Consider the following 14,616-nt stretch of genomic DNA (forward strand, 5'->3'; position numbering starts at 1 on the left):
TGGATGGAAAAATGAGAAAAGCCATTCAAAAAAAGCATGTCAAGAAAGCAATCCTGCTGCTGGGGCTGGCGATGATCACAGGCTGTACTAAAGAAACACAGCGCTTGTCCCCGTTGTCTTCCCCAGACTTCAGCCTTGCCGATGAAATGTCCGAGGAAACCTTGATACCGATCAACCCAACTGCAGCGATTACCGAGCTTGAGCCGGGTTTGTCCGTTGTTCAGCTGGTGGGGGATCAAGGCTTTGCCCAGCTGCTGGAAGAAGGCGGCGCAGCTTCCGATCAAGCGGTTGCGCAGTTTTTAACCCAGCAGCTGACTTCCGGATCCATCGGCTATCAATTTCCTGCATCAGGTTTTGGGTGCAGCACGTTGACGGTGAATGATTCTCAAGGCCAAACCCTGTTTGGGCGCAACTTTGACTGGCAGTCCTGCCGGGCGCTGATCGTATTGAGTATGCCGGAATCCGGATATGCATCAATTTCAATGGTGAATCTTGACTTTATTACGCAGAGCATGGGGGCCTTAAGCGCTTTGCTTAGCGATGACCTGCTGGCCAGGGCGGCTTACTACGCGCCGTTGGATGGAATGAATGAAGCAGGGTTGGCAGTTTCCGTCAATATGATTGAGGATCAGGCCACAATTGAACAAGCACGTGGACAGACGGATATCACGACAACAACGGCGATCCGTTTCCTGCTTAACCAAGCGCAGGATGTGCCGACGGCTTTAGAACTGCTGGAAACCCTGGATCTGCATGCTTCGATGGGGATGATGATCCATTTTGCAATTGCTGATGCGCAGGGCAACAGTGTCGCCGTCGAGTATATCGATAACGAAATGGTAGTGACCTCCACACCGATACTAACGAATTTCTACGTGGCTTCCGGGCCCAAGCAGGGCAGTGGCTCCAGTCAGTCACATACTCGCTATGAAATTTTGAATCAGCGGCTGGATCAGAAAGAAACGCTGAATATGGCGGATGTCCGCGACGCTTTGGAAAGTGTGAGTAAGCATAATTTTAATGAATTCGAGTCAACCGAATGGAGCTGGGTCTTTAATTTAGCGACTTTGGAAGCTCAGGTTTATCATCGTGAAAATTATCAGAGCGGCTATGTCTACTCGCTGAAAACCCTACACGAAAGGAAGCAACCATGAACCTTGTAAAACTGGGATGGAAATTGATGCAAATGCGCGGCAACGCATCGGTGTCCCCTGAGAAATTGAAACAGCTTCAGGAACGTCAGCTGCGCAGGCTGCTTAAACACGCGGCAGAACATTCTCCGTATTATGCCCAGGCTTTTAAAACGGCGGGTATCTCTAAAGAACAGCTGGATTTAATTCCGCTTTCCGCCTTGCCTTCGATCAACAAAACAGAATTTCTTCGCCATTTTGACGAGCTGGTCACGGATCCCCGCCTGAATCAGACAGCACTGCGGCAGTTTGACGAACAGACCAATCCCACTCAGGCCTTGTTTCTCAATCAATATCATGTTGTCCATTCCTCCGGCAGCACGCAGATCCCAGGTTATTTTGTCTATGACAAACAAGCCTGGGAGACGATGCTGGCAGGAATTCTGCGGGCAGCGCTGTGGGGCATGACAAGCGGTCAGATTATTCAGCTGCTTCAGCGTCGCCCACGGATCTTATATATCGCCGCAACCGACGGACGTTACGGTGGGGCCATGGCGGTTGGTGCAGGAATTGAGGGTGTTCATGCACGCCAGTTATTTCTTGACATCCAGACACCTCTGACGCAGTGGATTGAACAGATCGGAGCGTTTCAGCCGGAAATGGTCATCGGTTATCCTTCGGCGATTAAAATTCTGGGCGAGCTGGTTGAATCCCGACAGCTCAGCGTTTCCCTGACTCGGATTATTTCCTGCGGTGAACCGCTGAATCCCGGAATGAGGCGCTATTTAACCCAGACACTTAAAGCGGAGGTGATCAACTTCTATGGGGCCAGCGAATCCCTAGCCTTGGGTGTGGAAGCGGCCGAGGATCAGGGGATGCGGTTGTTTGACGATATGAACATCATTGAAGTGGAAAATGGAAAAATGTTTTTAACTTGTTTGTACAACACCGTTCAGCCGCTGATCCGTTATGAGTTATCTGATCAGCTGACGTTGCGGAATGAAAAGTCAGACCGTTGTCCCTTTACGCAATCAGAAATTGTTTTGGGACGCAGTGAAGATCTGATGTGGTTCACGGATCAAAATGGTCGCCGGGAATTTCTGCATCCGCTGGCAGTTGAAGGTTTTTGCGTTGTTGGATTGCGGGACTACCAGTTTTGTCAAACCGCACCTGATGCTTTTGAAATGATCTGTGAGACTTCCCAATCCGATCATCAACAAAGGATTCTCTACGAGCTGCACAAACAGCTTAGCGCCATTTTGGCTGCGAAGCATTTGGAGTTTGTCCATTTTCGGATTCGCTTTATCCCAAGGATTCCGACTGATCCAAAAACTGGTAAGAAACGATTAATTTTAAAGGAGGAATTCGATGCAGCTTGAAACGAAGAACAGCTTGCTTAAGGGACGTGGACTCGTGCGCAGAGCGAAAACAGAGACGATCCTGAATGATGTGAATATTACAATCAACGAGGGCGATTTCACGGTTCTGATGGGAACCTCGGGAGCTGGAAAGACCACGCTGTTAACGGTGCTGAGCGGCTTAGACAGGCTGGATGAAGGTGAAGTCTGCTATCGAGGCCAGCGGATTGACACGCTGAGTGAAGCGCAGAGCGCCAAACTACGGGGTCGGGAATTTGGCTTCATCTTTCAGCAGACGCACCTTGTCAGCAATCTTACTTTGCTGGAAAACGTGATGATCGCCGGATATCTTTGCGGTAAATATCAGCCGGAAGCAGTTGAACCGCAGGCGCGGGCGTTATTAAAGCGCATGGGCGTCGATGCGATCCGTCATCACAGACCTTCGGAAATTTCCGGCGGGGAAGGTCAGCGGGCAGCTATTGCTCGGGCCGTCATCGCCAAACCGGGGATAATCTTTGCGGACGAGCCAACGGGAGCGCTCAATCGCAGCAGCAGTCTTGAGGTACTCGATCTTTTAACTGAATTAAGCCGTCAGGGACAAAGTCTGGTGATGGTCACGCACGATGTTGCGGCGGCCGTGCGCGGTAATCGGATTTTGTATGTGGAAGAAGGACAGATCGTGATGGAAAAAACGTTGCCTCGCTATGATGCGGAATACGATCATCAGCGGCAGAAAGAAATCAGCGGCTGGCTGATCGAAAGGAATTGGTAGACGATGTGGAAAACAATGATCCGCGCCGGACTCCATCAGCACAAAGGCAGCTTCTTCGGTATCGGCGGACTGCTGAGTCTGGTTTTTCTGACCTTGCTGCTGAGCGTCACGGTCGCAGTTCATTCCCAGCAGACGATCACTCAGGAGTTAAATCGTCTGGGTTATGGCGATGTGACAGCTTGGGTCAATGATACCCAGGACATTGCGGCTTTAGCGGCGCAGATTTCAGGGCTGCCGGAAGTCTCACAGGTTGACGTTCAGCCGCTTGTCTATGCTGCCTACAGTGCGCATGGATACCGCTCTGATAACGAGGGTCAGCTGCTGGCCTATCAGCCTAAGGATAAACCCTATCTTCTGCTGGATGCCGACTGGCATGAAAGCTCAGCGATAATGGAGGATCATCAGGTCTGGATTTCTCCGGCACTGCGCGCATCGATGCAGCTGGAGATCGGCGATGAAATTGAATTTCTGTTAGGCCGTTCTGAGGAGGTGCTGACGCTGCAGGTCGGCGGTTATTTTGAAGATCCGTTTATGGGCAGCTCAATGATTGATATGAAGAGCTTTCTTGTCAGCCCTCGGGTCTATGATCAGGTTTTGGCACAGCTTGCAGAACTTTCTGAGTTTGATCAATTAGCCCGGCCCGGCGCGATGCTGCATGTATTCAAACAGCCGGACAGTTCATTGAGCACAGCGGCGTTCACGCAAACGGTGAACGCCCAGACCACGCTTTCTCAAAGTACGGAATTTCTCTATTCGCAAGCGGCGATTGCCGGGTTTATGCTGCTTCTGCAGAATATTTTCATCGGTTTTCTCAGTGCTTTTGCCCTAGTGCTGACCGGGGTTTCCCTGATCGTCATCGCGCATTTTCTGATCAGTGCGATTCGGCAGGATCAGAAAGACATTGCAGTTTTAAAAACGATGGGTCTGACCGGGCGGCAGCTGCAGCGGCTGTGGACGGCTGAGATTGCCATCGTCACTGCCGTCAGCGCACTTCTTGCAGGCCTGGTGACGCCGGGAATCAGCCGAATCGTTCATCGGATGACGATGACCTCGACAGCGATTCGGATTCCTTCTGCTTTTCCGCTGGGGTGGGGGGTGGCGCTGAGCCTGGCGGTGAGCCTACTGGTCATCGGATTTGCGCGATTCAAAACCCGTCAGCTTCACTCCGTGCGGCCAATTCAGGCGATCGTGGATGCTCAGCAGCACACAACTTCCGCGTTTGCTGCAATTCCTGTGCTGAAGGAGCACGGTCTGCCGCTGCGGCTGGTGCTGCGAAATCTGATCACGCATGGTACCCAGGCCCTGGGCTTGATGTTGGTCAGCTTGCTGCTGGTGTTCTTTATCAGCCTCACGGCCAGGCTGCAGAACTGGCTGGGACCACAGGGGGAAGGGCTGATGGATGCCTTCAGTGCGGCGGATCATGATTTGGGCATCCAACCGTTACAGGCTGTGGACTGGCCGGCAATCGAAGCCCAGATTACAAGTCAGGGGGAAATCCTTGACACCTATGAATTGGCGATGCCCAGCGTGACGATGAATGACAGAGAAATCACGGCGAACGTCATCAGTGATCCCCATTGGTTTCACATTTTATCTGGCCGAACCGCATCCAGCGCACAGGAGATCGTCGTAACACCAACGGTGGCGGACGATTTAAACGTGGCGATCGGCGATACGGTCACTGTCCGCTATGGCAGTGAAACCGCACTGTACACGATTGCTGGACTCTCGCAATGCGCAAATGAAATGGGGGCGAATATCGGCATGAGCCGGGAAGGATTTGCACGGATCGGCGGCGGTGACGGGTTCATCTGGTGCCGGCATTATCGGTTGTCTCCCGGTACTGACAGTGCGGCGATCATGCGCACCCTTCAGGAAACATATCGCTTTGAGCTGGACGTCCATACCAACAGCTGGTCGGGCTTGGATGGCATCGTGATGACGATGAAGGGGTTAAGCGCAGCGATGGCTGGCGTTGCCCTCGTGTTTGTGACCCTTGTGACGGCGTTAGCCGGCAGGGCTATGATGCGGCAGGATCAGCGCGACATGACCGTGCTGAAAAGTATTGGTTTTTCCAGTATCCGACTGCGCTGGATGTTGACGCTGCGGTTTGCGCTGACCGGGGCAGCCGGGGGTTTGATCGGCGCACTTTTGGCTCAGCTTTTTGCCGATTCGATATTGACTCAGCTGCTGAAAGCCTTCGGTATAGCACAATTTACAACAACGTTTTCATTAATTCAGACAGGGCTTGCTGTCCTGGCGATGACCATCGCCTTTATGCTTGCAGCGTGGATTTTCTCAGGGCGGCTGCGAGCTGTTTCGATCAAAGCCCTGCTGGAGTAGAAAAACGCATCCCACGATGAGTTTGAATTGAACTTTCTTATAAAACTAAAAGACAAAGGAGAATTGAAGAATGCAAAAAATGAAATGGACAAGTCGTATTTTACTGGCAGCGATGCTGATTAGCGGCTGCAGCACTTCCAACAACCGTCCCGCTGACCCAATACCAACTCCGACGCCGATGACGACGCCTGGCAATGAACTCACGGCGTCAGTCCCCACAGCTTCCGCGGATACGGAAACAGGAGAACTGCCAGATCTGCAGGTGCGTTTTGGCTATGATGGGGAACCATTTATCCTGACTTTGGATGAGAATGAAACGGCCGCGGCAATTGCCCGCTACGTCGGCGAAGCGGATTGGAATTTACCGATCTATCATTATGATGATTATGAAAATTATGAGGTGATGCAGTATTACGATATCCCTAGCCGTTACACAATTCCGTCTGATCCGCAGGAGGTGACAGAACAGCTGGCCGGTGAGGTTTACTACAGCGAGCCGAATCGGATTTTGTTATTCTATCATGATGCTGAGGTTGTGGGCGAATTGACCCGCATCGGAACTTTTGATGCGACATCGGAGTTTGTTGATGCCGTTGAATCCAATCCGGTTGTCGAAGGTTGGAGCAACAAAATTGTTTCCATCTCCCGGCCTTAATTCAAGGGGGAGAAAGGAGCGAAATATGCGAAATATTGTGATTGTTGTAGGCAGTGCTGCGCCAGAAAGCAACACGCTGGCTTTGGCACAGGCCTGTGCTCAGGGGGCAAATGAAGCCGGACATCAGACACAGCTGTTTTTGTTAGGAAATGAACCGCTTCATGGCTGCCGGGGCTGCGGAGCATGTCAGCTGACGCATCACTGTGTTCAGCGGGATGCTATGGATCAGATTCTGCCGGCAATTCAAGCCTGCGATACCTTGATCTTGGCTTCGCCGCTGTACTTTTGGACGATTTCAGCATCCATGAAGGCTTTCATTGAACGATTGTATGTCCTGTCCGAAAAAGATCAATATCCCATCAAGGACTGCGCTCTGCTGATGAGCGCCGGGGATGAGCAATTCTGGACTTTTGAACAGCCGCTGGCCTATTATCATTTTTTAACCCAGGCTCTGGGATGGCAGGATCTTGGCTCTTGTCTGATTGGCGGCTGTCCTGGACATGGCAGGCATTGGGAAGCTAAACCAGCAGCGCTGCAGAAGGCAGAAAGCTTTGGCAGACTGCTTGGAAATCGGCCAAAATTACTGAAGGCCCATGCTTGAGGCATTAGGCAAGGGACTCTTAATCGGCTTCATGTTTGGGATTCCCGTTGGTGCAGTCGGAGCGTTGACAATTCAACGTAGTTTGAAGGAGGGTTTTGCGGCGGGGGTGATAACCGGATTGGGATCTTCTTTGGCTGACTGTGTCTATGCTTTTGTTGGCATGTTTGGTTTATCGCTGATCACTGATTTTCTGACAGCCTGGCAGCGTGAAATCCGATTCGGCGGCTGTTTGGTGATCCTTGTGCTGGGCTGGAGGATGGGACGGAAAAGTGAAGCGTTGGAAATGACGGCGACTTCCGCTTCCCCCTCCCGCAGGTCTGGTTTTCTTTCGGCCTTTTTGATCGGAATCACCAATCCCGCTGCCATCCTGACGTTTCTGTTTGCCTTTAGCTATTTTGGCCTGGGTGCGGTAACAAGTGGAGCGGAGGCAGGTTTGGTTGTGATCGGCATCGGCTGCGGAACCCTGACCTGGTGGTGTGTGTTGGCCGCGCTGGCCAGTGGGCTTAGAAAGCAGATGAATGAAGAAAAATATTGGCTTGTCAATCAAGTTCTGGCAGCTCTGCTGCTTATACTGGGGGTTGTGATCGGTATCAGTGCGCTGTACTGAACAATCTGGTTTATCTAAGAAAATAACGAAAGTCCTTGTTACATATAGAAAACAGGCATGGATGGATATTTGATATAGGTATTTGATATTTGTGGAAGCAAGGTCTAAACTGAAATCAGGATAGGGAGGAAAGAATATGAATAAAATGATTACCCGAATAATCGCTCTGATTTTGACACTGGGGCTGTTTACGGGATGTGCGTCAACATCGCCGCAGCCGGACATGGATCTGGATTTACTGGATGAGATTCAGCAGCGCGGCACACTGATCATTGGGACTGAGGGAACCTATTCCCCCAACAGCTACCATGATGAAAGTGGTGCGCTGGTCGGCTTTGACGTCGAAGTCGCGCAGGCGGTAGCTGCCAAGCTGGGGGTGGAAGCCCAGTTTGTGGAAGCCGAATGGGATTCGCTGTTTGCTGGGATGGATGCCGGACGGATCGACGTGGTGGTCAATGAAGTTGAATACTCTGAGCAGCGGGCGCAGAAATATAATTTCTCTCAGCCCTACACCTATGTTCACGGCGCACTGCTCGTCGCTGCGGACAATGCTGAAATTCAGAGCTTTGACGATCTGAAGGGCCGACGCAGCGCCCAGAATCTGACGAGCAGCTGGGGTTTGCAGGCGGAAAGCTATGGTGCCGAATTAGTCAGCGTGGATACGCTGGCGCAATGCATCGATCTTTTAAATACCGGTCGGGCTGACGCTACACTCAATGCCGAAACCGCGTTTTACGACTATTTGAATCAACATCCGGAGGCACCGGTGAAAATTGTAGCGTTGAGCGATTCCACGACTTCTTCGTTGATTCCGGTTCGCAAAGACAATGCGAAATTGCTGCAGGCGATCAATGAAGCGCTGGACGAAATGAAAAGCAGCGGTGAACTGGCCGCTTTGTCAGAAAAATACTTTGGTTCAGATATAACCAATCCGCAGTAAACGAAAAAGGGGTGGGCAACCATGAGCGAACGACTGATTACGATCTTTATTCAATCCTTCTGGCAGATTCTTCTGCCAGGATTAACGATGACGATTCCGCTGACCGTGATTTCCTTTGCGATTGCATTAGTGATTGCACTGTTTACGGCGATTGTTCAGATTGCCGAGGTACCGATGCTTAAACCCTTAGCTCGGCTGTATGTCTGGATCATTCGCGGTACACCGTTACTAGTTCAGCTGTTCGTCGTATTCTACGGTCTGCCCAGCCTGGGGATTGTGCTGGACGCGTTTCTTTCGGCGATTATCGTCTTTTCAATCAATACCGGTGCCTATGCGTCGGAAACAATCCGGGCCGCGATTGAAGCGGTACCGCCAGGTCAGATGGAAGCCGGTTACTGTGTCGGCATGACCTATGCCCAATGCATGCGCCGGATTATTCTGCCGCAGGCTTTGCGCACAGCTTTCCCGCCGTTAAGCAATTCGCTGATCGGGCTGATTAAGGATACTTCACTGGCGGCCAACATCACGATCATGGAAATGTTCATGGCCGCACAGCGAATCGCCGCCCGGACGTATGAGCCGTTTGCCTTATATTGCGAGGTCGGACTGGTATATCTGATTTTCTGTACGGTGCTGACCCGGCTGCAGCGTTATTGGGAAGCCCGGCTGAAGCTGGATTAGAAGGGAGGCTATGATGCTGGAAGTCCGCAATATCCATAAATCCTTTGCAGACCGGGAGGTCTTAAAAGGAGTGGATCTGAGAGTGAACAAGGGCGACGTTGTAACGATCCTCGGCCGCAGCGGTTCGGGGAAAACGACGTTCTTACGCTGTATTAATTTTTTGGAGGATGCCGATCAGGGAACGATGACCTTGGATCAGGAAACGTTTGAGCTGGCCCATGTGAGCCGCCAGGATAAAATCCGGATTCGCCGGAAAACCGCGTTTGTATTTCAAAATTACAATTTATTCCGCAATAAGACGGCATTGGAGAATGTGACGGAAGGACTGATTATCGCCCGTAAAATGCCTAAGGATCAAGCCGTTGAAATCGCTTTTCAGGCGTTGGAAAAGGTCGGGCTGCGGGATCGGGCGGAGGCCTATCCGCATCAGCTTTCTGGCGGTCAGCAGCAGCGCATCGGGATTGCCCGAGCGATCGCCACTCAACCTGAGCTGATTTTGTTTGACGAACCGACCTCGGCCCTGGATCCGGAGCTGATCGGCGAGGTCCTGCAGGTCATGAAGCAGTTGGCTCAGGAAGGCATGACGATGCTGATCGTGACGCATGAAATGAACTTTGCCCGGCAGGTATCCAGTCAGGTTCTGTTCATGGATGAAGGGGTGATCGTCGAGCAGAATCCGCCGGACTTGTTCTTCGATGCTCCCCAACAAGTCCAGACCCAACAGTTTTTGAAGACGCTGCGGGAGCATTGATTCATAAAAGCGAGGTGAATGGAAGTGGAAAAGGAAAACATGAATCCTGAAGTGATCCGAAATTTACAGGATGCCGGATGTGATGAAGAAACGATTTCCCAATTTCTTGCCTGCTGCCAAAGCGGCAGCGACCGCCAGTCAATGAAGCTGCTGAAGCAGCATCGGCGGTGTTTGCTGGAACAGATTCACGATGATGAACATCGCATCGACTGTCTGGATTATCTCGTCGATCAGCTGGAAAAAGCAAAAAAACAAAATGAAATAACGATCAGGTCAGCGGACCTGATCAGGAAAGAAGGAAAAAACAATGAATAAAAAAGTTGTCGTCATCAGCTCCAGTCTGCGCTCAGGAAGTAATTCCGAAGTCTTGGCACAAGCCTTTGTCCAAGGCGCGCAGGCGGCTGGAAATATCGTAGAAGAGATTTCTTTGAAAGAAAAGGATCTGCGCTTCTGCACAGGATGTCTGGCTTGTCAAAGCACTGCCCGCTGCTGGATGCAAGATGACAGCGCCGCGATCAATGCCAAATTGAAGGAAGCGGAAGTCGTTGTCTTTGCCACCCCGGTGTATTTTTACGCCATGAGCGGGCAGCTTAAAACACTGCTGGATCGTACCAATCCGCTGTTTACACAAAGCTGTGCATTTCGCGATGTGTACTTGTTGATGAGTGCCGCTGAGGAAGACCCACAGCTTTTACAGCCGGTCATCCATGAGTTGGAAGGCTGGATTTCCTGCTTTGAACAAGCTCAGCTGGCGGGGGTTGTTGCAGGAGGCGGACTGAGTGAACCTTCGGCTGTCAGTCCTGATACAAAAGCCTATCAGGAAGCCTATCAGATGGGACTTCATTGCTGAGGGGAAAGATGAATGTGAATTTTTATCGGGGATTCAGCGCTTTGACCCTACTGTGCATTCTGAGCGGCTGTGCTTCCCCTTCGGCTGCATTCCCTTCCGCAACGCCCATTCCCACACTGGACCCCGTAAAGACAACAAACCCAATAAACAATGCAGAGGAACAGGAGGAAAGCATGACAAAAATTCAAATGACGATCAACGGTCAGTCTTTCCCGGCTACGCTCAACAACAGCGCGGCAGCTCAGGCCCTGCTGCATCAGCTGCCGGTGACGTTGGTGATGGAAGACTTAAACGGCAATGAAAAATACATTTACCTCGACGAGAAGCTGGCGGCGAATTCCATCGCTTTCGGTTCGGTGTCGGCTGGCGATCTGATGTTGTTCGGCAACAACTGTCTGGTGCTGTTTTACAAGAGCTTTGCGACGGATTATTCCTATACCTCGCTGGGCTCGATCAGCGAGGTTTCCGGATTAGCGGAAGCGGTCGGTACAGGTCAGGCTGAGGTGACGATTGAACGGGCGGAGTGATTCTGCTTTTTCACAAGTCACAAGCTAAAAAGCAAGTGGAGAATAAGGAGGAGTGATGATGAATTTTGATCAAACATTGGATCGCCGGAATACCTGTTCTATGAAGTGGGACGTAGCTGAGGGGGAGCTGCCGATGGGATTGGCGGATATGGATTTTGAAACAGCGCCGGAAATCAAAGCGGCGATCCTGCAGCGCGCGCAGCATGGAGCCTATGGCTATACGATTGTTCCCGACGCCTGGGCGCAGGCATATCAGGGATGGTGGCAGCGGCGCCATCACTGGCAGATACAAAAAGACTGGCTGTTATTCTGTACTGGGGTGGTGCCGGCAATCTCCAGCGTGATCCGCAAGTTGAGCACACCGGCGGAAAAGGTTCTCGTGATGACGCCGGTCTACAATATTTTCTTTAACTCCATTGTGAACAACGGCCGGCAGGTGCTGGAAAGTCCGTTGGTCTATGATGGAGAACAGTATGGGATTGATTTTAACGATCTGGAATCGAAGCTGGCAGATCCGCAGACAACGCTGATGATCCTGTGCAATCCGCACAATCCAATCGGCAGGCTGTGGAGTCGGGAAGAACTTTTACGAATCGGCGAGCTGTGCGCAAAATATCAGGTTGTTGTGATTGCTGATGAGATCCATTGTGATCTGACCGATCCGCAGGTGGAATATATTCCGTTTGCTTCGGTTTCTTCAGTCTGTGAAAATCTGTCTGTCACCTGTCTAGCGCCGACCAAGACATTCAATTTGGCTGGGCTGCAGACGGCGGCGATTGTGGTTGCCAATCCCAATCTGCGCCACAAGGTGTGGCGGGCGATCAATACGGATGAAATCGCTGAACCGAATGTCTTTGCGGTGGAAGCTGCGATTGCGGCGTTTAATCATGGCGAAGTCTGGTTGGACACGCTGCGACAGCAGATTTATGCAAACAAGCAGCATTTAATCGAAGTCCTGCATGAGGCCTTGCCGCAGCTTAAGGTTATTCCCTCTAAGGCCACATATCTGATTTGGATCGACTGTCATGCGGTCAGTGACGACAGCGCTGCGCTGGCGAAATTCCTTCGTCAGGAAACAGGGCTGATCCTCAATGAAGGCTTGGAATATGGAAAAGCCGGAGAAGCGTTTCTGCGCATGAACATCGCGGTTTCCCCGGCTCGTCTGGACGAGGGTTTACAGCGGCTGATTCGCGGAATCCAGGCCTTTGATGGAATCAAGCAGGCCCTGAAGCCATGCAGAAATTAAACTTGCAAGGAAGTGAATTTTGCCAGAATGAACGGCGGTTATCATTTTGAGCAAAAGCGCTATTTATCTCGATGAACGGCTTTCCTTGAATCACACGCCAAGGAATTCCGAGTTAAATTCTTCAATGGAAGGCTCTTAGCGGTGCATAGAAATTCAGTCCCCTTCGCTCAGGTCTTCCCAACCCAACGGAATGACAAGCAAAAGAAAGAAGGAGAGGATCCAATTGTGGCTGGCCGCCATGATTTCTGGTTCCAATCTTATATCAGGAGGAATAAAACAATGGAAAAAGTATCTGCCGGTTTTGAAGCTTTAGGCGAATTCGCCCCACAGTTTGCGCATTACAATGATGATGTTTTGTTCGGCGAAGTCTGGGCCCGCGAAGCTCAGTTATCCCCGCGCGACCGCTCGCTGATCACAGTGACCGCTCTTATGTCCAGCGGAATTCTGGATTCTTCGCTGGAATTTCATCTGCGCAAAGCCAAGGAAAACGGAGTTACTCAAACCGAAATTGTCGAGGTGCTGACCCAGCTGGGCTTTTACAGCGGCTGGCCAAAGGCCTGGGCGGCATTTCGGATGGCGAAGGAAATCTGGAAGGAAGAAACGGTTTCCGCGGCATTTGTCCCGATGTTCGGACTAGGCAAAACCAACGATGCCTATGCGCAGTATTTCATCGGTCAGAGTTACCTGAACCCAGTGGTATCGCAGGGAATTGCGATTGCCAATGTTACTTTTGAGCCGGGCTGCCGCAACCACTGGCATATCCATCAGGCTGAACAGGGCGGCGGTCAGATTTTGATCTGTACTGACGGACGCGGTTGGTATCAGCAGTGGGGTGAACCGGCCAGAGCTTTAAAACCCGGCGATATCGTTGAGATTGGCGCCGGCGTCAAGCATTGGCATGGCGCCGCCAAGGACAGCTGGTTTGCCCATTTGGCCTTCGAAGCACCGGGAACAAAGACTTCAACCCAATGGTGCGAACCAGTGGACGACGCCCAGTACAACGCTTTGCCGGACTCACTCGAAAACAAAGACTGATCATGAAACAGTGTCTTTAACCGGAAGCGAAAGACCCGAAATTCAACAAGGAAGGACAAAAGCCCAGGTCAAACCCGGGCTTTTTACTATCTTAGAGTGAACAGACAGGAGTGAGAATGTGGAAAAAGTAAATGTTGCCGTGCTGGGAGCGACCGGAGCGGTCGGCCGAACGATGATTCGGGTCTTGCAGGAACGGCATTTTCCAATGCGGTCGTTAAAGCTGCTGGCCAGTCCCCACAGCGCCGGAAAAGTGATTGATTTGGGATCAAAAAACGGTGTGGTTGAAGAATTTTCTGCCGCCGCTTTAAAAGATGTGGATTTGGTGTTCGGCGCGGTAGACCATGATTTGGCCAAGGAATATGCCCCGCTGATTCGCCGCAGCGGCGCGTTGTTTGTCGATAACAGCAGTGCGTTTCGGCTGGATCCGGATGTCCCGCTGGTCATCCCTGAAATCAACGCTCGGGATATCCGCTGGCACCATGGAATCGTGGCCAATCCCAACTGCGCGACAATTCTGGCGATGATGGCCCTTTCGCCGATCTTGAAGCTGACGCCGATCACGCGGATGATCGTCAGCACTTATCAGGCTGTCAGCGGGGCAGGAATGAAGGGAATGGATGAGCTGGAACGGCAGATCCGCGATCCATCCGCCGCCCCGGAGGTCTTTCCGTTTCCAATCGCTTTTAACGTGATTCCGCAGATTGGTGAGTTTGATGAGGCAGGCATCAGCAGTGAGGAGTGGAAAATGCAGAACGAAGGCCGGCGGATTCTGCATGAAGCTTCGCTGCAAGTTTGCTGCACATGTGTGCGGGTGCCGGTATACCGCTGTCACTCGGAATCGATTTACGTCGAAACCCATGATGCAGTGAGCTTGCAGACTATTCGTCAGGCCGCTGAAGACTGTTCCGGGATTATCCTGAACGAAGCTCCTTACCCGACCCCGAAAGAATGCACCGACAGTGATATCGTCATGATCGGCCGGCTGCGCAGGGATGGAGCTTGTGAAAAAGGACTGCATCTGTGGTGCTGCTGCGATCAGCTGCGCAAAGGCGCGGCGACCAATGCCGTGCAGATCGGCGAATGGGCATGGCAGAACGGGTTATTGAAGAAAGGGGTGTAG

At 51.7% G+C, this 14,616-nt stretch carries 16 protein-coding genes; all 16 read left to right on the top strand.

Annotation, left to right across the window (positions count from 1 at the left end; all coding sequences use genetic code 11):
• The first annotated feature begins 11 nt into the window (after positions 1-11).
• A complete protein-coding gene (locus BN162_RS13080) occupies positions 12-1,154 on the top strand; it encodes a carcinine hydrolase/isopenicillin-N N-acyltransferase family protein (RefSeq protein WP_020225577.1) in 1,143 nt (380 codons plus the stop codon).
• Entirely contained in the window at positions 1,151-2,509 is a 1,359-nt protein-coding gene (locus tag BN162_RS13085) for a phenylacetate--CoA ligase family protein (protein ID WP_020225578.1), read from the top strand. The genes BN162_RS13080 and BN162_RS13085 overlap by 4 nt, the downstream gene beginning before the upstream one ends.
• Positions 2,499-3,260, top strand: coding sequence for an ABC transporter ATP-binding protein (locus BN162_RS13090; RefSeq protein ID WP_020225579.1), 762 nt, complete (start codon positions 2,499-2,501; stop codon positions 3,258-3,260). The genes BN162_RS13085 and BN162_RS13090 overlap by 11 nt, the downstream gene beginning before the upstream one ends.
• A gap of 3 nt (positions 3,261-3,263) precedes the next feature.
• Entirely contained in the window at positions 3,264-5,603 is a 2,340-nt protein-coding gene (locus BN162_RS13095) for an FtsX-like permease family protein (RefSeq protein WP_020225580.1), read from the top strand.
• A gap of 70 nt (positions 5,604-5,673) precedes the next feature.
• A complete protein-coding gene (locus BN162_RS13100; protein WP_020225581.1) occupies positions 5,674-6,258 on the top strand; it encodes a cyclophilin-like fold protein in 585 nt (194 codons plus the stop codon).
• Between the two features lie 25 nt (positions 6,259-6,283).
• Positions 6,284-6,859, top strand: a complete 576-nt coding sequence (locus BN162_RS13105; protein WP_020225582.1) for a flavodoxin family protein — start codon at positions 6,284-6,286, stop codon at positions 6,857-6,859.
• Positions 6,852-7,466, top strand: coding sequence for a LysE family translocator (locus BN162_RS13110; RefSeq protein WP_020225583.1), 615 nt, complete (start codon positions 6,852-6,854; stop codon positions 7,464-7,466). Before BN162_RS13105 ends, BN162_RS13110 begins: the two co-directional genes overlap by 8 nt.
• Before the next feature lie 136 nt (positions 7,467-7,602).
• Complete coding sequence (locus BN162_RS13115) at positions 7,603-8,406, top strand: amino acid ABC transporter substrate-binding protein (RefSeq protein WP_020225584.1); 804 nt, start codon at positions 7,603-7,605, stop codon at positions 8,404-8,406.
• Positions 8,407-8,427: 21 nt separating this feature from the next.
• Positions 8,428-9,087, top strand: coding sequence for an amino acid ABC transporter permease (locus tag BN162_RS13120; RefSeq protein WP_020225585.1), 660 nt, complete (start codon positions 8,428-8,430; stop codon positions 9,085-9,087).
• Positions 9,088-9,097: 10 nt separating this feature from the next.
• Positions 9,098-9,838, top strand: a complete 741-nt coding sequence (locus tag BN162_RS13125) for an amino acid ABC transporter ATP-binding protein (protein ID WP_020225586.1) — start codon at positions 9,098-9,100, stop codon at positions 9,836-9,838.
• Positions 9,839-9,862: 24 nt separating this feature from the next.
• On the top strand, positions 9,863-10,153 hold the full coding sequence (locus BN162_RS13130) for a hypothetical protein (RefSeq protein ID WP_187120167.1): 291 nt from the start codon (positions 9,863-9,865) through the stop codon (positions 10,151-10,153).
• Positions 10,146-10,688 (top strand): flavodoxin family protein, encoded by a 543-nt coding sequence (locus BN162_RS13135; protein ID WP_020225588.1) that lies wholly within the window; start codon positions 10,146-10,148, stop codon positions 10,686-10,688. The genes BN162_RS13130 and BN162_RS13135 overlap by 8 nt, the downstream gene beginning before the upstream one ends.
• 173 nt (positions 10,689-10,861) lie before the next feature.
• Positions 10,862-11,215, top strand: a complete 354-nt coding sequence (locus BN162_RS13140; RefSeq protein WP_020225589.1) for a cyclophilin-like fold protein — start codon at positions 10,862-10,864, stop codon at positions 11,213-11,215.
• 58 nt (positions 11,216-11,273) lie between these two features.
• A complete protein-coding gene (locus BN162_RS13145) occupies positions 11,274-12,461 on the top strand; it encodes a MalY/PatB family protein (protein ID WP_020225590.1) in 1,188 nt (395 codons plus the stop codon).
• Between the two features lie 279 nt (positions 12,462-12,740).
• Entirely contained in the window at positions 12,741-13,496 is a 756-nt protein-coding gene (locus BN162_RS13150) for a carboxymuconolactone decarboxylase family protein (protein ID WP_020225591.1), read from the top strand.
• Between the two features lie 118 nt (positions 13,497-13,614).
• Positions 13,615-14,616 carry an aspartate-semialdehyde dehydrogenase gene (locus BN162_RS13155; protein WP_020225592.1) on the top strand — a complete coding sequence of 334 codons (1,002 nt, stop codon included), beginning with the start codon at positions 13,615-13,617 and terminating at the stop codon, positions 14,614-14,616.

Origin of the sequence: Holdemania massiliensis AP2 (assembly GCF_000327285.1) — a bacterium.
GTDB lineage: Bacteria > Bacillota_I > Bacilli_A > Erysipelotrichales > Erysipelotrichaceae > Holdemania > Holdemania massiliensis.